19 protein-coding genes are annotated in these 19,866 nt (G+C 32.1%); 9 read left to right on the top strand and 10 right to left on the bottom strand.

Annotated features, from left to right (window positions below; all coding sequences use genetic code 11):
* Positions 1–246: 246 nt before the first annotated feature.
* The 4 genes from C7H52_RS01150 to asnB form a co-directional block, all read right to left on the bottom strand.
* On the bottom strand, positions 247–2,346 hold the full coding sequence (locus tag C7H52_RS01150; protein WP_106462040.1) for a LamG-like jellyroll fold domain-containing protein: 2,100 nt from the start codon (positions 2,344–2,346) through the stop codon (positions 247–249).
* A 102-nt stretch (positions 2,347–2,448) separates the two neighbouring features.
* Positions 2,449–3,108: a LytR/AlgR family response regulator transcription factor gene (locus C7H52_RS01145; protein ID WP_106462039.1), complete on the bottom strand. Its 660-nt coding sequence runs from the start codon at positions 3,106–3,108 to the stop codon at positions 2,449–2,451.
* Between the two features lie 3 nt (positions 3,109–3,111).
* Positions 3,112–4,785 (bottom strand): sensor histidine kinase, encoded by a 1,674-nt coding sequence (locus C7H52_RS01140; protein ID WP_146129992.1) that lies wholly within the window; start codon positions 4,783–4,785, stop codon positions 3,112–3,114.
* A gap of 119 nt (positions 4,786–4,904) precedes the next feature.
* Positions 4,905–6,587, bottom strand: coding sequence for an asparagine synthase B (gene asnB, locus C7H52_RS01135; RefSeq protein WP_106462037.1), 1,683 nt, complete (start codon positions 6,585–6,587; stop codon positions 4,905–4,907).
* A gap of 175 nt (positions 6,588–6,762) precedes the next feature.
* On the opposite strand from asnB, the gene C7H52_RS01130 reads away from it, so the two are divergent.
* On the top strand, positions 6,763–8,034 hold the full coding sequence (locus C7H52_RS01130) for a T9SS type A sorting domain-containing protein (RefSeq protein WP_106462036.1): 1,272 nt from the start codon (positions 6,763–6,765) through the stop codon (positions 8,032–8,034).
* Between the two features lie 137 nt (positions 8,035–8,171).
* Here the strand turns inward: C7H52_RS01130 and C7H52_RS01125 are convergent, their stop codons facing one another.
* Positions 8,172–8,801, bottom strand: coding sequence for a 7-carboxy-7-deazaguanine synthase QueE (locus C7H52_RS01125; RefSeq protein WP_106462035.1), 630 nt, complete (start codon positions 8,799–8,801; stop codon positions 8,172–8,174).
* A 125-nt stretch (positions 8,802–8,926) separates the two neighbouring features.
* Here C7H52_RS01125 and C7H52_RS01120 point away from each other — a divergent pair, with 125 nt between their 5' ends.
* The 6 genes from C7H52_RS01120 to C7H52_RS01095 all read left to right on the top strand — a co-directional run bounded on the left by C7H52_RS01120 (position 8,927) and on the right by C7H52_RS01095 (position 13,255).
* On the top strand, positions 8,927–10,468 hold the full coding sequence (locus C7H52_RS01120; protein WP_106462034.1) for a helicase HerA-like domain-containing protein: 1,542 nt from the start codon (positions 8,927–8,929) through the stop codon (positions 10,466–10,468).
* 46 nt (positions 10,469–10,514) lie between these two features.
* On the top strand, positions 10,515–10,883 hold the full coding sequence (locus C7H52_RS01115) for a cupin domain-containing protein (RefSeq protein ID WP_106462033.1): 369 nt from the start codon (positions 10,515–10,517) through the stop codon (positions 10,881–10,883).
* Between the two features lie 3 nt (positions 10,884–10,886).
* Positions 10,887–11,714 carry an alpha/beta fold hydrolase gene (locus tag C7H52_RS01110; RefSeq protein ID WP_106462032.1) on the top strand — a complete coding sequence of 276 codons (828 nt, stop codon included), beginning with the start codon at positions 10,887–10,889 and terminating at the stop codon, positions 11,712–11,714.
* A gap of 1 nt (position 11,715) precedes the next feature.
* Positions 11,716–12,561 carry a 23S rRNA pseudouridine(2604) synthase RluF gene (gene rluF, locus C7H52_RS01105; RefSeq protein WP_106462031.1) on the top strand — a complete coding sequence of 282 codons (846 nt, stop codon included), beginning with the start codon at positions 11,716–11,718 and terminating at the stop codon, positions 12,559–12,561.
* Complete coding sequence (locus C7H52_RS01100; protein WP_106462030.1) at positions 12,561–12,974, top strand: VOC family protein; 414 nt, start codon at positions 12,561–12,563, stop codon at positions 12,972–12,974. The genes rluF and C7H52_RS01100 overlap by 1 nt, the downstream gene beginning before the upstream one ends.
* Positions 12,975–13,057: 83 nt before the next feature.
* On the top strand, positions 13,058–13,255 hold the full coding sequence (locus C7H52_RS01095) for a hypothetical protein (protein ID WP_106462029.1): 198 nt from the start codon (positions 13,058–13,060) through the stop codon (positions 13,253–13,255).
* 33 nt (positions 13,256–13,288) lie between these two features.
* On the opposite strand, the gene C7H52_RS01090 is transcribed toward C7H52_RS01095, so the two are convergent.
* The 3 genes from C7H52_RS01090 to ffh all read right to left on the bottom strand — a co-directional run bounded on the left by C7H52_RS01090 (position 13,289) and on the right by ffh (position 16,340).
* Positions 13,289–14,011: a YwaF family protein gene (locus C7H52_RS01090; protein WP_106462028.1), complete on the bottom strand. Its 723-nt coding sequence runs from the start codon at positions 14,009–14,011 to the stop codon at positions 13,289–13,291.
* Between the two features lie 28 nt (positions 14,012–14,039).
* Positions 14,040–14,930, bottom strand: a complete 891-nt coding sequence (locus C7H52_RS01085; RefSeq protein ID WP_106462027.1) for a bifunctional 5,10-methylenetetrahydrofolate dehydrogenase/5,10-methenyltetrahydrofolate cyclohydrolase — start codon at positions 14,928–14,930, stop codon at positions 14,040–14,042.
* Between the two features lie 81 nt (positions 14,931–15,011).
* Entirely contained in the window at positions 15,012–16,340 is a 1,329-nt protein-coding gene (gene ffh / locus C7H52_RS01080) for a signal recognition particle protein (protein ID WP_106462066.1), read from the bottom strand.
* A gap of 165 nt (positions 16,341–16,505) precedes the next feature.
* Between ffh and C7H52_RS01075 the strand changes: the two genes are divergently transcribed.
* Positions 16,506–16,988 carry a hypothetical protein gene (locus tag C7H52_RS01075; RefSeq protein ID WP_106462026.1) on the top strand — a complete coding sequence of 161 codons (483 nt, stop codon included), beginning with the start codon at positions 16,506–16,508 and terminating at the stop codon, positions 16,986–16,988.
* A 19-nt stretch (positions 16,989–17,007) separates the two neighbouring features.
* Positions 17,008–17,478: a hypothetical protein gene (locus tag C7H52_RS01070; RefSeq protein WP_106462025.1), complete on the top strand. Its 471-nt coding sequence runs from the start codon at positions 17,008–17,010 to the stop codon at positions 17,476–17,478.
* Positions 17,479–17,576: 98 nt separating this feature from the next.
* Here C7H52_RS01070 and C7H52_RS01065 read toward each other — a convergent pair whose 3' ends face one another.
* Positions 17,577–18,488 (bottom strand): dimethylarginine dimethylaminohydrolase family protein, encoded by a 912-nt coding sequence (locus tag C7H52_RS01065; protein ID WP_106462024.1) that lies wholly within the window; start codon positions 18,486–18,488, stop codon positions 17,577–17,579.
* Positions 18,489–18,553: 65 nt separating this feature from the next.
* Positions 18,554–19,840: a citrate synthase gene (locus C7H52_RS01060; RefSeq protein ID WP_106462023.1), complete on the bottom strand. Its 1,287-nt coding sequence runs from the start codon at positions 19,838–19,840 to the stop codon at positions 18,554–18,556.
* Positions 19,841–19,866: the final 26 nt, after the last annotated feature.

Below are 19,866 nucleotides of genomic sequence, written 5' to 3'. Positions count from 1 at the left end.
AATCAAAAAAATTAATTTTTGAATACAAACAAAGATACGAAAACACAGAAGCTTTTTAAAGAGTTTTGTTAACCGATTACTGTTTTTATTAACATTTGTTAATTATTGAGAAACATGCTTAAATCGTTTAAAAACAGCCTTAAAACAAGAATCAAAAACATTGCTTAAGATGTGCGACGAGCAAAAAACAAAAAAACCTCGCAAATGCGAGGTTTTGAAATTTAGTTAATTGGTTAAACTTAAAAATTATTGCTTAATAATACGTTTTGTAACAACGCCTTCATTTGAGGTAATTTTAAAAAGATATATTCCATTAGCAACAGATGATAAATCTATAATATCATTATTTAGGACAGATTGGTTCTTAATTAATCTACCATTTAAGTCATAGATGTCAATTTCTGCTTGACTGCTATTTTTTAAATTTATGTGAACTGTATTTTTGGTAGGGTTTGGATAGATATTAGACTCTAACTCTTGAGAAAAAAACTCAGTACTTAAAGTAATACATGTACTACCAGTAGTAATTGGTGATCCTGCCAACCAATTTGAAGTTGCTCCATTTAAGGCAAAATTTGTTAATGTCCCGTCATATGAGTTAGATGTTGCATCTGTTAACGTTGTAACACCAGTGTTGCTTCCTGAATCTGTTCCTTGATTAAATTTATAATATGAAATTAAACCTGTTTCTGTACCAAGTAATTCACAAGATTTAGAATTGTTAATTTGAGTACCAGTTCTTACTACATTCCAAATACGCACATCGTCTATTGATCCTGAAAAATATTCGCTTGGAAACTGATTTATTAAATCTGAGCTTCCTATTACTAATGGCGTACCAGTACTTGCGGCATTCATTGTAGTTGAAATATTCCCTCTAAAAACGCCATCCATACAAACCCCTACAGTAGAAGCATTAAATACAAATGCTACATGGCACCAAGTATTGGGATCTAATACACCTACATTTAATGTTTCAAAAGTTGAGCCGTTATATACCCCAAAAGTATTTGCATTTTCATTAACGTGCAAACTCCATCTTGTTTGAGATACAGAGGCTCTTTTAGCAACTATTACTTTATTATTAGAATTAGCAGAAACCTTAATAAAAGCTTCTACAGTACCCGTTGTAAAGTCAAAATCTGAATTTGTACCGCAATTAACAAAATCGTTAATTCCATCAAAATTTAAATGTGTTGCTGGTGTAGGAGGCCCTGTTACAGTACCATTTATTCTAACTATTCTATTAGCAAAGGATCCCGAATATGAAGAAAATGGTCCACCTATTAAAATTTTTCCATCTGCTTGAATTTTAGAATCAAAACCAATATTATTAAATCCACCAGCATACGAAAAGGAGTTATCTAAACTTCCATTATCATTAAGGCGAGCGATAAAATTTCTTCCAATACCATTAACGCTAGTAAAACTTCCCGTAATTATATATTTGCCGTTAGCTTGAACCGAAATTGAATTTAAATTACCTCCAATACTAGTGTTAAAAGATGTATCTGGAGTTCCATTAGAATTTATTCGAAGTAACCCTTGAGAACCATAACTATTATATGTACTAAAGCTTCCTGCAATTAGAATTTTTCCATCACTTTGTATTTTACTATCAAAAAGAACTCCGTTAGCACCGCCCGCATAATTAAACGTATTATCTATACTACCATTGGTATTTAGTCGTGCAATATTATTTCGTCCTACACCATTAATGGAACCAAATAGTCCAACCAAAATAATTTTATCATCACTTTGTAAAGACACAGAATATACTATATTATTAGTATTAAAACTTACAGAAGTATCTGGTGTGCCGTTAGGATTAATCCTTACGACGTCTACAGCACCACCATAGCCATTATAACTGCTAAAATTTCCTACAGCAATAACTTTTCCGTCACTTTGAATTTTAATATCGTAAACAACACCATTAACACCTCCGGTATATGAAAAACTATTATCTAATGATCCATCTGTATTTAATCGTGCAATACGGTTTCTACCATTACTATTTACTCCTCCAAAGGTTCCGCCTATTATGATTTTACCATCAGTTTGTATGGCTATTGCATTGACTTCTCCATCGTTAACAAATCCTACAAAACTGTTGTCTATCGTGCCGTCTGTATTTAATCTTAGAAGTCTGTTTTTATTTACTCCATTATACGCTGTAAATTGACCTCCAACTAGAATTTTACCATCGTTTTGTATAGTCATTTTTTTAACAGTACCATTAAACCCACTTCCGGTATTAAAGCTTGCGTCTATTGTCCCATCTTGTGAAAAGGAAATAGCGGTTATTAAAAATAGTAGTTTGAAAAAGAGTAATTGTTTTCTCATGATTAGTAGTTTTAAATTTAATTTTATAAATAAATGTAAACACTAATTAACAGAGTAAAAAAAATGTGTGACGAACGTCAGTTTTTTGTATACAAACGACCTTTATAGTAGTTTTGAGAAGGCTCTTCCTAATGGAATTTCAGTATCATCTAAGAAAACAGAATTTACAGTTTTTTTAGAAATTAAATTTTTATTAACCACATAAGACTTATGGATTCTTATAAAATTTGCAGCTTCGGGTATTTGTTTTATTAAATTTCCTAAGGTTTGTCTTATTGAATATTTATTTTCTTTAGTATGTATATCAATATAATTTCCGTCGGATTTAAAATATTGAATTTCCGAGTAGTTTAAAGTTACTAATTCATGACCATTTTTAAAGGAAAACGCATGTGACTCTTTTTTAAGAATAACTAAATTAATAGCAGCTGAAACATCATGTTTTTTAATTGGCTTAGTTAAATACGAATCTGGATTTGTCGCTAAAGCTTTATTCATTAATTCATAATCATATTGACTTGTTAAAAAAATCACATTGGCTTCCTTATTTTTTTCTTTAGCTAAATCTATGCCTGAATTAAATCCATTTAAATTAATATCCATTAAAATAATTTCAGGCTTAAATAGCTCCATCATTTTTAAAGCTTCAATATGTTCATGAACCATTTCAATAGTATCAAATCCAAGTTCCCTTAATAAATCAAAAATATACTCTGCAATTATAACTTCATCTTCAACAATTAAAATTTTAATGTTTTTCATGTTTTATACTTGTTTTGTAAAAGTAAACAAAAACCCATCTGTTCTATTAATATACAGCTTCACCTTAAGCTGCCTGCATATTTTATCTACAAGTTTAGGTTTTATATCTACATTTTTAGAGTTTGTACCATTATCTGAATATTTAAAATCTACTAAACCATTTTCTTCAGTTAACAAAAATGAAATTTGTTTTTGCTTTTGATTACCAAAAGCATGCTTCATAGAATTAATAATTAATTCTGTTAATAACAAACCAAAATACATGGCTGTATCTGTATTTAAATAAATTGTAGAAATTTTATAATCTAGTTTTATATTTTTTTCATTTAGAAGTTCATTAAAATTTATAAGAATTTCTTTCAAGTAGTCTTTAACATTAATAGTTTCCTTATTTGTATTTTTATATAAATGCCTATGTAATGTTGCAATAGAATCTACTTTAGAAAGTAAATTTTTTAAGCTAGACTGTTGCTCATTATTAAGTTTTTTTAATTGATCGGCAATTAAAATAATTACTAATTGCAAATTATTATTTATCCTATGGTTAGCTTCGCTTAATAAAAATTTATTTTCGTTTGAAAGTTCTTTTAGTGCTTTATTACTTCGTTTAATTTTTAAGTTATAAAAATACATTGTAAAAAGCCCTAAGACTATTAGAAAAACTATTACTAACAACAAAGCGAGATATCGCTTACTATTTTCCGCTTCTGTTGTTTTGTTTTTAATTATTTCTTTTTGCTCTTTAAACCTTAAATTATACTCATTACTTTTTAGAAGATTGGAAGTTCTTAAATTATATATATTGTTTAAATATTTAGTTTCTAGTTTTTGATATTTATAAGCGTTCTCATATTCCTCAAGTATTTCATACATTTCTGCCAATGAACGACTATTAGTATAAAGTTGAGTCATATTCTTAGTTTTCAAGGATGCATCATATGCTTTTTCTAAAAACTCAACACTACTTTTTATATCATGAAAGTACGCTTGATGGTATCTAGCAATATTTCTTGCTATATCTGCAGTTGCTATATCTATTTTGTTTTTTTTAGCATATTCTAACGCTTCATAATACAATTTTAGACTCTCTTTTAAGCTTCCGTGGGATTCATAAAATTTTGCTTTTTCATTTAAAGAATAGGCTATTATAGATTTGTCTTTAACTAAATGCTCTAATTTTAAAACTTTATTAGTTAAGTTTAAAATGAGATCTAAAGTATCTTTATTACCATCGTGAAATTCATTAAAAAAAGCTGCTTTTCTATTTAAATAATAAACAAAAACTTCACTGTTGAACTTATATTTAGAATTACTTTTAAGGAATTTTTCAGACTCTAAAAGTGTTTTGTCCATTAAATATCGATTAGCGTCAAATCGTGCTAACTCTGCTTTTAAAGTATAAAAATACAAAACACTGTCTTTATTGTTTGACTTTAAAATAGAGGCTTTCGCTCTATTTAAATAATAATAACTACTATCAATTTTACCTAATTGCTTTAGGATTTTTGAATATGAAATTAATTGAGGTGTGGAGACGCTCTTTTTTAAATTTTTCCTGTAGACATTTGCCACAGAGTCCAAATTATTTATGTTAGAAAAATTTTCTACAGAAAAAGAGTCCTCTTGAGAAAAGACAGAAATGGTAATTAGCAAAAAAAAGACACAAAGAAACTTCAAAAGCTGGTGGTTAGTTTTTTCAAATTTAAAGAAAAAAATATAGGTTTTCCCTAATAAAAAAAGCCAACTCAAAAGAATCGGCTTTAAAAAAAAATTATTGATTAAAACTAGTTAATTAATTAGCTTACTGTTTTCTCTTTGTTATAAGCGTCGGTATGTACTTTACTTACTGCTCGCCCACTTGGGTCATTTTGGTTTTTAAAGGCTTCATCCCATTCCAAAGCAATTTTAGTACTACAAGCTACACTTGGCTCTTGTGGTACACTTAAAGCTGCTGCGTCACTTGGAAAATGCGCTTCAAAAATAGTACGGTAATAATATTCCTCTTTATTTTGTGGCGTTTGGATAGGGAAACGGTGCTTTGCGGTTTCCATTTGAACATCGCTAACTTCAGTAGCGACTAATTCTTTCAAAGTATCAATCCAGCTATACCCTACACCATCACTAAATTGCTCTTTTTGACGCCACGCCACACTTTCTGGCAACATATCTTCAAAAGCTTTTCTAAGAACCCATTTTTCCATTCGTTCGCCATTAATCATTTTATCTTGTGGGTTAATAGACATCGCAACATCTATAAATTCTTTATCTAAAAAAGGTACACGACCTTCAATTCCCCAAGCAGCAAGACTCTTATTAGCTCTTAAGCAATCGTACATATGCAACTTACTTAATTTACGCACGGTTTCTTCATGAAACTCTTTAGCATTAGGTGCTTTGTGAAAGTACAAGTAACCTCCAAACAACTCGTCTGCACCTTCTCCTGAAAGTACCATTTTTATACCCATAGATTTAATTACTCGCGCCATTAAATACATAGGTGTACTTGCTCTAATGGTGGTGATATCATAAGTTTCTAACTGATAAATGACATCTTTAATAGCGTCTAATCCTTCCTGTATAGTAAATTTAATTTCATGGTGAATCGTTCCAATATGGTCTGCTACTTTTTGAGCAGCAGCTAAATCTGGAGAACCTTCAAGTCCTACAGAAAATGAGTGCAATTGTGGGTACCAAGCTTCCGAAGTATCTCCAGACTCAATTCGTTTTGAAGCAAACTTTTTTGCAACAGCCGATGTGATTGAAGAATCCAATCCGCCAGATAATAATACTCCATATGGCACATCACTCATTAACTGTCTGTGCACCGCAGCTTCCAAAGCTTCTTTTACCTTTTCTATAGATGTTTCTGCGTCTTTAACATCGTCATAATGTTCCCAATCTCTTTGGTACCATTCCACAAGTTTTCCATCGGTACTTGACAGATAATGACCTGGAGGAAACAATTCAATTTTAGAGCATACACCTTCCAATGCTTTTAACTCGGAAGCAACATAAAAGGTTCCAAATTTATCCCATCCCATATATAAAGGTATAATTCCCATATGGTCTCTGGCTATAAAGTAGGTATCATTAATTGTATCGTAAATAGCAAAACCAAAAATTCCGTTTAAATCTTTTACAAAATCAGCTCCTTTTTTTTCATAAAGTGCTAATAACACTTCACAATCACTTTTGGTTTTGAATGTATAATCTGAAACCTCTTTTCTTAATTCTAAGTGATTATAAATTTCACCGTTTGCAGCCAGCACCAATGTTTGATTATGATTAAACAAAGGTTGTTTTCCTGAAGCAGGATCTACAATCGCTAAACGCTCATGAGACATAACTGCCTTTTCATTTGAAAATATACCACTCCAATCTGGTCCACGATGTCTAATTTTTTTAGACATTTCTAAAACTTGAGTTCTTAACTCTTCTGAATCTTGCTTTATATCGAAAGCACATACAATTCCACACATAATAATTAGATTATAATTACATGACAAATATGCAAACAAACATTACTAATTAAAACCACAAACTTATATTTAATTACTATTTTATACTTTAAATACTAAATTAGATTCATTTAAAAACAAACCGCATCATAAATTATATCGTATATTTACAAATTATAAGTTGCGATACATTTTTATGAAAAATTTACTCTACATCTGTCTCTTATTGACTTCTTTTGCATATTCTCAGGCTAGTTGGCAAGAGTTACCCAATTTATATTCCAACCCTAACGGGCAACGTTTTGATGATATTTTCTTTTTAAATGAAAATTTAGGTTGGGCGGCTAACGGGTTTTATGCTGCAGTTTATAAAACTACAGATGGCGGATTAAATTGGACAGAGCAATTAAATAACGGCATTTTAGGAAGTAATCATTATTTTAGAAATATTCAGTTTTTAGATGAAAACATTGGCTTTTTAGGCACCTTAAACGGTAAATTCTACAAAACTGTTAATGGAGGAGCAACCTGGACCTTAGTTCCTATTACACCAAACCCAGTTGCTATTTGCGGATTAGACACCATTGGAACGTCTACTATATATGGTTGTGGCGCCTATTTTGAACCAGCTTTTATTATTAAGTCTACCGACAGTGGAAATACTTGGAATTATATAGACATGTCTGCATACGCTAATGCATTGGTTGAAATAAAATTTTTAGATGAATTAAATGGATTTGCAGCCGGAAAAAATGCAAATGGTGCAGTGGTGTTAAAAACTACAGATGGCGGTCAAACCTGGAGCACCATTTATAACGCTAATATTCCAGGAGAATACATTTGGAAACTACAAATTTTAGACGCTAACACAAATGTAATATTTGGAGCATTATATTCTTTCGCTCCAAATGAAGGAAAATTAGTAAAATCGACCGATGGTGGCCTTAACTGGGCGGAGTTTACAGCTCCAGAAAGCGGTATTGAAGCAGTTGGTTTTGTCTCTGAAACTAAAGGTTGGATGGGCGGACACACTACTGGTTTTTATGAAACTAATAATGGTGGACAGACCTGGACCAATTTAAATGTTGGAGGAAATTTAAATCGTATTTTTATTTTAAATAGCACATTAGCTTATGCTGCAGGAACAACAGGATACAAGTACACTAGTCAATCTTTAGGTACTGAAAATTTCAACTCAACAAGTAAAACAGATTTAGATCTTAGACTAATTGAAAATCCTGTAAAAAATGAACTTCTTATAGAAATTAATTTTCTTGCTGCAGACAACTTACTTATTGAACTTTATGATAGTAACGGAAAACACATTAAACAATTAGAACGTGATCAAATTAATACGAGCTCAAAAAAGGTTTATACGTTTTCAGTAAAAGATTTAGCGAATGGAATTTACATTTTAGATTTCCACAATAATTTAGGAAGAACCACCAAGAAGTTTATTAAAGAATAGTAGGCAGTAGGCAGTAAATTAAAAAAACAATTAACTTAATTTTCTATTTAGAATTTAAAAACTGAAAATAAAGACTAACCACTGAGAACTGAGTACTGAAGACTAAGGACTAAGGACTGAGGACTGAGGACTGAAAACTAAGGAATATTTAAATACTTATGCGTTTGTAAAGACACTTTCCATTTAGGATTTTTCATGACGTAATCTACAATTTCAGGAACGACTTTATCGCGTTTACTCCACTCTGGTTGTAAATATAATATACAATCTTTATTTACTTTAGCTGCTTGTTCTTCAGCAAATCTAAAATCGTCTTGGTTATACACAATTACCTTTAATTCATTAGCTTTATCGTAAACACTTTGTGTAGGTAATTTTAATTTCTTTGGAGACAAACAAACCCAATCCCAAGTACCAGACAATTCATAAGCGCCAGAAGTTTCAATATGCACCTGCATACCTTCAGCTTTTAAAAGTGTTGTTAAAACGGTCATATCCCAAGTTAAAGGCTCACCACCTGTAACCACAATGGTATCGCTATACTTTTTAGCATTAGCTACTATGGTTTCAGTTTTAGTTGGTGGATGCAATTCTGCATTCCAACTTTCTTTAACATCGCACCAGTGACAACCAACATCACAACCACCTACTCTAATAAAATAAGCAGCTGTACCTTTATGAAATCCTTCACCTTGTATGGTGTAAAATTCTTCCATAAGAGGCAATAATAATCCTTTATTGACTAAGTCTTGAGTTGTCGCTTTCATAGCCTGCAAATATAGTTAAACTATAGAAATTCAAAACTATGTCTTACAAGAATTAGCAATAATATTTTTAAATTACTGTAGCTTTGCTTAAGGATTAGTATTTTTACATTAAACGACACTATTTTATGGCACGTAAAGACGATTTTTTTAAATCTATAACAGATGGAAATACGTTTAAAGGCGAATTTATCACCTTAGGTTCTGCGATGTTAGACGGCGAAACTCTTAGCAATGCATTTGTAAAAGTTCCTTTAAAAACCTTAAACCGTCATGGTTTAATTGCTGGAGCTACAGGTACAGGGAAAACAAAAACACTTCAGGTTTTAGCCGAAAACTTAAGTGAAAAAGGTATCCCTGTTTTACTTATGGATATTAAAGGCGATTTAAGCGGACTTGCACAACCTAGTCCCGGACACATAAAAATAGATGAACGCCATGAAAAAATAGGACTACCTTTTACAAGTAAAGGGTTTCCTGTTGAATTAATGACGCTTTCAGAACAAAATGGGGTAAGACTTCGTGCCACTATAAGTGAATTTGGCCCAGTGCTAATCTCAAGGATTTTGGATGTTACCGAAACGCAAGCAGGCATTATCTCTGTTATTTTTAAATATTGTGATGATAATAAACTACCTCTTTTAGATTTAAAAGATTTTAAAAAAATGTTGCACTATGCAACTAATGAAGGTAAAGATGAATTTTCTCAGGATTATGGAAGGATTTCATCCGCATCAACATCTGCCATACTTAGAAAATTAATTGAAATTGAAGAGCAAGGTGGCGATTTATTTTTTGGCGAAAAAAGTTTTGAGGTAGACGATTTGACCCGTCGAGATAAAAATGGAAATGGTTACATCAATATCATAAGATTAACAGACATACAAGATAAACCTAAATTATTCTCCACGTTTATGCTGAGTTTATTGGCTGAAATTTACGAGAATTTCCCAGAACAAGGCGATGCAGATCAACCTGAATTGGTTTTATTTATTGATGAAGCTCACCTGATTTTTGACAATGCATCAAAAGCACTACTTAATCAAATAGAAAGTATTGTAAAATTAATACGTAGTAAAGGGATTGGAATTTACTTTGTAACGCAAAATCCTACAGATGTGCCAGAAGGTGTTTTAAGCCAGTTAGGTTTAAAAGTCCAACACGCCTTAAGAGCTTTTACAGCAAAAGACCGTAAAGCCATAAAACTAACCGCACAAAATTATCCAGATACCGATTATTACGACACTGCAGATGTTTTGACCTCTTTAGGAACTGGTGAAGCGTTAGTAAGTGCATTAGATGAAAAAGGACGACCAACGCCATTAGCCGCAACAATGATGCGAGCACCAATGAGTCGTATGGATATTTTAACACCTCAAGAAATTAATACACTTCTAGATAAATCCGAATTAGTTAAAAAATATAACGACACCATTGATAGGGAAAGTGCCTATGAGATCCTCAATAAAAAAATTGAAGAAGCAGAAGCTTTAAAACAGAAAATGGAAGCTAAAGAGGAAGCTGCAAAAGCAAAAGAACGCGAAGAAAAATCGAATTCTAGACGCAGCACGACTCGTAGAAGCACCGCTATGAATCCTATTGTAAAAGTATTAACCAGTGCCACGTTTATTCGTGCGGTATTTGGAATCCTTAAAAAGGCGATGAAATAGTTGTTGGAAATATATTAATGAATCTATAACACCATTAGAATTTAAAATGTCTAAAAAATATCATATTCAAAATTCGCCATTTGTAGTACCCACAACAGACGGGAAACTAATTGAAGAACATTTCGGACAAGCAACCGATGGGAACAAGGACATTAGTATTGCTCACATGATTGCTCCTGCGGGCTGGAGCGAACCATTTCAAACCCCAGAATTTGATGAATACACCTATATTATAAGTGGCAAAAAGCAATTTATTATAGACGGCGAGACCATTATTCTTGAAGCTGGACAGAGTATTAAAATTGAAAAAAACACACGTGTTCAATATTCTAATCCGTTTGTAGTAGCTTGCGAATACATTGCTATTTGTACGCCTGCATTTTCTATGGATTTAGTAAACAGAGAAGCCGAATAATTTATGTCTAAAATTGTAAAACTCGTAGGGAAAACCTTAAATGGCTTAAGCTATATAGCACCTAAATATGCCTCGCAAAAAGCATTGGACTTATTTTCGACTCCACGAAAAGGTCGCGTTAATGAGCACCAAGTCTCATTTTTAGAATCGGCAACCAAAGCCATTATAAAATATAATCATTTAGATGTGGCTACTTATGTTTGGAAAGGCACTAATAAAAAAATTCTTTTAGCACACGGATGGGAAAGCAATACCTTTAGATGGAATACTTTAATTGAAGATTTAAAAAAAGATAATCATACAATCATTGCATTAGATGCACCTGCACACGGAAACACTTCTGGGAAATATTTTAATGCCATTTTGTACGCAGAATGTATTAATGAAGTGGTAAAAAAACATCAGCCAGACATTATTATTGGTCATTCGGTTGGTGGTATGGCTACTGGGTTTTACCAGTATAAATTTCAAAATAAAAACATAGAAAAATTAGTGCTTTTGGGAGCTCCTTCAGAATTTACTGGAGTTTTTAAACGTTATGTAGACATGTTAGGCTATAATGAGCGTATTGAAAACGGATTAAATCATTTAGTTGAAGAACGTTTCAACCAAAAACCCGAGCATTTTTCTCTAGCTAATTTTTCAAAAGACATAGAAACCAAAGCCTTGCTAATTCATGATGAAGATGATAAAATTATTCCTTATGAAGATGCAAAACTTATAGCCAAAAATTATAAAAACGCTACACTTATTAGCACAAAAGGTTCTGGACATGGATTAAAAAGTGAAGCTATAAATAAACACATTACAACCTTTATAAACGAAGCATAACATGGAAGAACAACTAACACGATTAAACAAATATTTAAGCGAAGTAGGCTACTGCTCTAGAAGAGAAGCAGATAAGCTTATAGACGCTGGTCGTGTGACTATTAACGGCGAAGTTCCAGAAATGGGAACCAAAGTTAAAAAAACCGATGTCGTGCAAGTCGATGGAGAAACCATTACAAATCGTAAAGAAGATTTTGTATATCTAGCATTCCATAAACCGGTAGGCATTGTTTGCACTACAGATACTGGTGTAGAAAAAGATAACATTATAGATTTTATTAATTATCCTGAACGTATTTTCCCTATTGGTCGTTTAGATAAACCTAGTGAAGGTTTAATATTTATGACTAATGATGGAGATATTGTAAATAAAATTTTAAGAGCGAGTAATAACCATGAAAAGGAATATGTGGTTACGGTAGATAAACCTATCTCACAAACCTTTTTAGAACGTATGTCTAAAGGTATCTATTTAGAAGATTTAGACAAAACCACAAAACCTTGTATTGTAAAAAAAATAAATTCAACAACATTTAAAATTATATTAACCCAAGGTTTAAATAGACAAATTCGTCGTATGTGCGACTATTTAAATTATGAAGTATTGACTCTAAAGCGAATTAGAATCATGAATATTGAGTTAGATGTACCCGTTGGAGCATACAGAGAATTTACTAAAGACGAATTAAAAACACTGAATGAGCTTTTAGAAGCTTCTACAAAAACTCACGAATCAAAACTTGTAGAGCGTGAAGGGAGAACTTTGACTAAAAAACAAATAAAACCTAAAACAGAAGAACCTAAAGAATCTAGAAGCACACGACGAATTAATAGAAGACGAGACTAATGCTTGCACCTTTTCACTTAGCCATTCCTGTATATAATTTACAAGAATGCAGAACGTTTTACCGAGATATTTTAAATTGCGAAGAAGGTCGAAGCAGTGACCATTGGGTCGATTTTAATTTTTTTGGTCACCAATTAGTTATTCATCTTGATGATTCCAAACATGAAGCGGTTTCAAACCCTGTAGATGGAAAGTCTGTTCCGGTTCCTCATTTTGGCGTGGTGTTAGAATGGCAGGATTTTAAAGATTTTTCAGAGCATTTAAGGTCTAAACATATTCAATTTATAATTGAACCTTATATTCGATTTGAAGGTTTGGTTGGAGAGCAAGCGACGATGTTTTTTAAAGACCCATCTGGAAATGCACTAGAATTTAAGGCGTTTAAAGAAACATCTCAGATTTTTGCAAAATAATTAACGTTTGGATTAACATAATATTAAAACTATTAATCAATAAATTATATAATTTAGTAGGACTAACCAAATTATTTACAATTATGATTAAGATTTTAGCGATAGTATTAACAATTGGAGGAATGATTTCTTTAATTATGGGTGTTTTAGGAATTTTTGGAGACAACATGACTTCTTTAAACCCATGGGCTTTAACCATTTTAGGTGGCGTATTTTTTATTGCTGGAGTTTCTATGCTGAAATATAGAAAAGACCAACCAGCTCCTTCTGAAGGCGAATAGATTATTAAAAATGAATAATAGAAAAGAGCTTCATTATACTGAAGCTCTTTTTTTTTGAACTAATTTAAAAATAACATAGATAACAAAAAACACTATACCTAAAATTGCATCTGCCTTTAAAGTATACATAGGCCAGTCTCCTAAAACATCTAACACAGATGGTGATTCTGGTTTACGATTTAGATACATATAATTTGATCCCAAAATATAATTTAAGATCAACATTAATAATAAATAAACTTGTAAAAAAATATAGGACTTAAATACACTACTTAATTTAGGTCTCATTTTATAAATTGCTATAGCATAAGCCATTACTAATAATAGCCCTAAATGAACAATCCAATATCTAAAATAGTCCAAACTAGGGAAACCCTCTTCAATATCTGGAGTAAGAACCCCTTGTAGCGTACCCGCAATTATCCAAAACACTAATATTTCGAACATCCAATACTTTCTATAACAAGTAAATAAAGGTATGATTAGGCCTAAAAAACTACATAAATACAAAGGTAAATCTTCTTTAAAATTATAATTACCATTTATAATTTGAACCAAATGATAAGTTACTACTGAAGCACTAACACATAATGCGACATAGTGTATTAGTTTATTTTGAAACTTTACAGATTTTTGTTTAGAGTATTTTATTAAAAAGAGAGCGCAAAAAACAAATATACCAATTGGCAAGAGATGCTCAGCACTTCCTATAAGAACACGAGATAGTAACATAAAAAAACCTGAATCTTTTAGCATTCAGGTTTTAAAAATAAGGGTTTCTAAGTTATTTCTTAGCGGCTTTTCTATGTCTTTCCCTTGCAAGTAGGGTGTTTTTTAACAACATCGCTATCGTCATTGGTCCCACACCTCCAGGTACAGGTGTAATAAAGCTTGCTTTTTTACTAACGTTTTCATAATCTACATCTCCCGTAATTACATAACCACGTTCTTTAGTGTCGTCTGGAACACGAGTGATACCAACATCTATAATGACAGCATCATCTTTTACCATTTCAGCTTTTAAGAAATTTGGCACACCTAATGCAGAGATAATAATATCTGCTTGCGAAGTAATTTGAGTAATGTTTTTAGTGTGACTATGAGTTAATGTAACTGTAGAGTTTCCAGGAAATCCTTTACGTCCCATTAGTATACTCATTGGGCGACCAACTATGTGAGAACGTCCAATTACTACAGTATGTTTTCCTTTAGTATCTACATCATATCGATCTAAAAGCTCTAAAATTCCAAAAGGAGTTGCAGGGATAAAAGTTGACATATCTAATGCCATTTTACCAAAATTCATTGGGTGAAATCCATCCACATCTTTATCTGGATGTACCGCCATTAAAACTTTTTGCGTGTCTATCTGGTCTGGTAAAGGCAATTGAATAATAAAACCATCGATATCAGCATTCTCATTTAACTCTTCAATCTTATCTAACAATTCAACCTCGCTTGTAGTATTAGATAATCGTACCATAGTAGACTCAAAACCCACACGCTCACATGCTCGAACTTTACTTCCTACATAGGTTAAACTTGCACCATCATTACCAACTATAACTGCAGCCAAATGAGGAACTTTTTCTCCATTAGCCTTCATTTTATCAACTTCCGCTTTTATTTCGTTTTTAATATCGTTACTTACTTTTTTCCCGTCTAAAATGGTCATTTTTAAAGTGCTTTTTATTGTAGCATAATAACTACTGTAGGTTAATATTTTGAGGATTTATAAAAATAAAAAAAACATGAGTTATCTCATGTTTTTCATTGCTTGCATCATACGTTTACCGCCGCCACCTTGCATCATTTTCATCATCTTACTCATCTGGTCAAACTGTTTTAGCAATTGGTTGACTTGGGTTACAGAAGTTCCAGAACCTTTCCCTATTCGTTTTTTACGGCTTGCGTTAATAACACTAGGATTAGTTCTTTCCTCTGGGGTCATGGAATGAATAATGGCTTCAATACCTTTAAATGCATCATCATCTATATCGACATCTTTCATCATTTTTCCAGCTCCAGGAATCATTCCAACCAGGTCTTTCATATTACCCATTTTCTTAATTTGCTGAATCTGTTTTAAGAAATCATCAAACCCAAATTGGTTTTTAGCAATCTTCTTTTGAAGTTTACGCGCTTCATCTTCATCAAATTGTTCCTGAGCTCTTTCAACTAAAGATACAACATCTCCCATACCTAAGATACGGTCTGCCATACGAGATGGGTAGAAAATATCTATAGCTTCCATCTTCTCACCTGTACCAATAAACTTAATTGGTTTATCAACTACCGACTTAATCGAAATTGCTGCTCCACCACGCGTATCTCCATCTAATTTGGTTAAAATAACCCCATCAAAATTTAATACATCGTTGAAGGCTTTTGCCGTATTTACCGCATCTTGACCTGTCATAGAATCTACAACAAAAAGCGTCTCCTGTGGCTCTATAGCTTTATGAATATTTGAGATTTCGGTCATCATCGCTTCATCTACTGCTAAACGACCTGCGGTATCTATAATAACTACATTATGTCCATTTTCCTTAGCGTGTGCTATACCAGCTTTTGCAATAGCAACTGGATCTGTATTACCCTTATCACTGTAAACATCTACCTTAATTTGTTCTCCAACCACATGAAGTTGGTCTACCGCTGCTGGACGATACACATCACAAGCGACTAATAACGGTTTTTTTGTTTTTTTATTTTTAAGAAAGTTTGCCAGCTTACCAGAAAAGGTTGTTTTACCAGAACCTTGTAAACCAGACATCAAAATAACAGTTGGTTTACCAGACAGATTAATACCTGCGGCATCACCACCCATAAGCTCAGTTAACTCGTCCTTAACAATCTTCACCATTAATTGACCAGGCTGAAGCGTTGTTAATACATTTTGACCTAACGCTTTTTCTTTTACACGATTGGTAAATTCTTTAGCAATTTTAAAGTTAACATCGGCATCTAAAAGCGCTCTACGAACTTCTTTCAACGTTTCAGCAACATTTACTTCTGTAATGCTACCGTGTCCTTTCAGGACGTGTAGGGCTTTATCTAACTTCTCGCTTAAATTATTAAACATAGTTTTCTTGTATTCAGTTATCAGTCTGCTGTGCGCAGTCTGTTGCAAAAATGAACTGCAAATTTAAGGATTTTATGTGGAATTTTGAAGTATTTTAAATAGTAAACTTCGTTATAATATAATTAAAATTTATTCGTTTTTAAGACGAAACCTAACCTCTATATTATGAAACCTTTAATCTGCTTATTTACATTTTTTATTTTTTTTAACTGTGGTTCAAAAAAATCTTTTAACAAAAACGAATTAGTGACTGGTACTTGGAAAGTTGAATCCATCTCTGAGGATTTTAAAAATAAATCATCAGAATATAGTGCTCTACACAAATGTAATGACCTTATCAGACACAAGTATTTTAGTGATGGTCGTTTAAATTACATTATGCCAGATTGGAAAAATACTAATTGTGAATTACGAAATAAAGACTTTTGGACTGGAGAATGGGGTATTATTAATGATTCGACATTAGTTACCCGACATAATTTACATTATCCTAATGGACAAATTAGTGGCTATTGCTCTGAACAAAGCCTAAGATTTATTGACAAGAATACTATGGAAATAGTTTTAAATTATGAAGATGATGGAATAGCAATGGATGATGAAAACAGAGTTGGGGAAACTACTATTTTCAAGCGAGTAAAACTGTAGTACTCAAATAATAAATAACATGAAAAATATAACCTACTTATTACTATCGCTTTTATTTTTATCCTCAACCCATAAAAATCACATCAAATCAATAGACGAAATAATTATTGGATCATGGCGAATTGATTCCTATGAATTAGATTACATAAATAAGCCATCCGATAATATAAAAAGTTACGACTATAATGAATTTTCAGTTGTTACTTACACTATTAAAGGTAAGATGAAATATTCTAATTTAAAAATAACAAATGAAAAGTCTGAACTGATAGATGACACGCTTGCTTCTGGAAATTTTACTGTTTATAAAAAAAATATACTTATAGAAAATCAAATTCACAAATACAAAGCTACCGGTATCTGGACTAGTGAAATTAAGGTAATTGACAAAAATACTTTAAAAAAGGTTCTCAATTTTGAGGACAATGGTGTATCAATTGATGATAAAAACATTATTGGGGAAACTGTAATTTTGAAAAGAATTGAATAAACAAATATAAATTTAAAAAACAAAAGCCTCAATTTCAATTAAAAATGAGGCTTTTGTTTTAATTATAGATTTCGACTCCGCTCAACATGACTTTTATCTTAATCTCTAATTAAAGGCATTGTACTGCATCTTAATAAGCCTTCTTGCTTAGCAATTTCAGCATATGGGACTTCTTCAACCGTAAACCCGTTTTCTCTAAACCATGCATTTAAACGGGTAAAGTTTTGTTCTGAAATTACCACATCTTCAGCTATAGAAAATACATTAGAATTCATGTGGTACATTTCATCTTTAGTAATAACGAAACAGTTCTCTTTTCCAAAGAAATTAACTAGCCATTCATATTCTGAAATATCTCTAAATCCTTCTTTATGGATAATACATTTGTCTTTCCCTACGGGTTGAAAACAACAATCCAAATGCAAGGCATTTTCTTTAGCATTTTTAGATTTATTTAAATCGAACGCTTTTATTTTTTTATGAGTAAATTGCTCTTTAATATAGTCAATTCCTGCCTGATTGGTTCTTGCAGTTAACCAATCACTATAATCGGCACCACGATAGGTTCCTATAAATATATAATCGTTATATAGCATGACATCGCCACCTTCTATGTGCGCTTCTTCTGGTGGACGGATGACCTTTTTAGGGTCGATTTGATCTATTACATATTGTATAGCATCCAATTCCTTTTCGCGTTCTGGTAAAATATTAGCTTTTACCAACACATCGTCTATGGTAAAGGCAATGTCTCTCGAAAATATTTGATTATAATCCTCAATAATTTCAGGTCTATAAACCTTAACATCATATTTTTTAAATACTGCCGCAACTGCTTCCATTTCTTTAACCATATCTTCTTCTTCCGGATAGGTTCCTGCCAAGATGTGTTCTAAAGATTTAGGGTCATAAGCTTCCTCTGCGGTTGGTTTTGGACCAATACTTTTAGCTGTTCCTAATATAACAGCCCTTAATCTTGAGGTTTCATTTTTTACGTTCAGTTTAAGCATATATCTCATATATAAAAAGCTCCATAAGTGACCTTATGAAGCTTTCATTAATCTTATAAAATAAATTATCTCTCAGAAATAGACTTAAATGGTCTATGTGTTTCTCCTGTATAAATTTGTCTTGGACGACCAATTGGTTCTTTCTTCAACCTCATTTCTCTCCATTGAGCTATCCACCCTGGTAAACGACCTAAAGCAAACATTACTGTAAACATTTCAACTGGAATACCCATACCCCTGTAAATAATTCCTGAATAGAAATCTACATTTGGATATAGCTTACGATCTACAAAATATGGATCACTTAAAGCTTCGCTTGCCAAACCTTTTGCTATATCTAACACTGGATCTTCAACTCCTAAGTCTCCTAAAACTTCATCTGCAGCAACTTTTATGATTTTTGCACGTGGGTCGAAATTTTTATAAACTCTATGTCCAAAGCCCATTAAACGGAAAGGATCGTTTTTATCCTTAGCTTTCGCCATGAATTTTTTAGTATCTCCTCCATCTTCTTTAATCGCTTCCAACATTTCTAAAACTGCTTGGTTAGCTCCACCATGTAAAGGTCCCCAAAGAGCAGAGATACCAGAAGATAACGATGCAAATAAACCTGCGTGAGAAGAACCAACTATTCTAACTGTAGAGGTAGAACAGTTTTGCTCATGGTCTGCATGTAAGATTAATAATTTATCTAAAGCATTTACTAAAATATCGTTTTGTTGATAGTCTTCATTAGGTGTTTCAAACATCATTTTTAAGATATTCTCTACATAACCTAAGTTCTTATTCCCGTAATTTAAAGGTAATCCTTGTTTTTTACGTAAGGTCCAAGCTACTAACACAGGGAATTTCCCTAATATTTTTACAATAGCCTTGTACATGTCTTCTTCAGAATCAACATTTACTGAAGATGGATTAAAAGCCGTAAGAGCACTCGTTAAAGACGCTAAAACACCCATAGGATGCGCAGACTTTGGAAATGCTTCAACTATTTTCTTTAAATCTTCGTCTACACGAGATTCATCTTTAATGTCTTTATGAAATTTGTCTAATTGAGACTGATTTGGTAATTCTCCAAATATTAATAAATATGCAACCTCTAAAAAACCAGCTTTTTCAGCTAATTCTTCAATAGCATAACCTCTGTATCTAAGAATTCCTTCTTCTCCATCTAAAAAAGTAATGGCACTTTCACAAGATGCTGTGTTTTTATAACCAGGATCTATAGTGGTTACACCATTTGTTACAGCACGTAACGCTTTAATATCAATTCCTACTTCATTTTCTGATCCTACAATTAAAGGAAATTCATGTTTTTCTCCATTAATTTCCAAGGTTGCTTTGTTTGACATATATATTGTATTTCTTTAATTTTTTT

The sequence above is a fragment of the Aurantibacter aestuarii genome (genome assembly GCF_003008425.1).
Taxonomy (GTDB): domain Bacteria; phylum Bacteroidota; class Bacteroidia; order Flavobacteriales; family Flavobacteriaceae; genus Aurantibacter; species Aurantibacter aestuarii.
The sequence above is the reverse complement of the archived record's forward strand: the minus strand, read 5'-3'. Positions and strand labels throughout refer to the sequence as shown.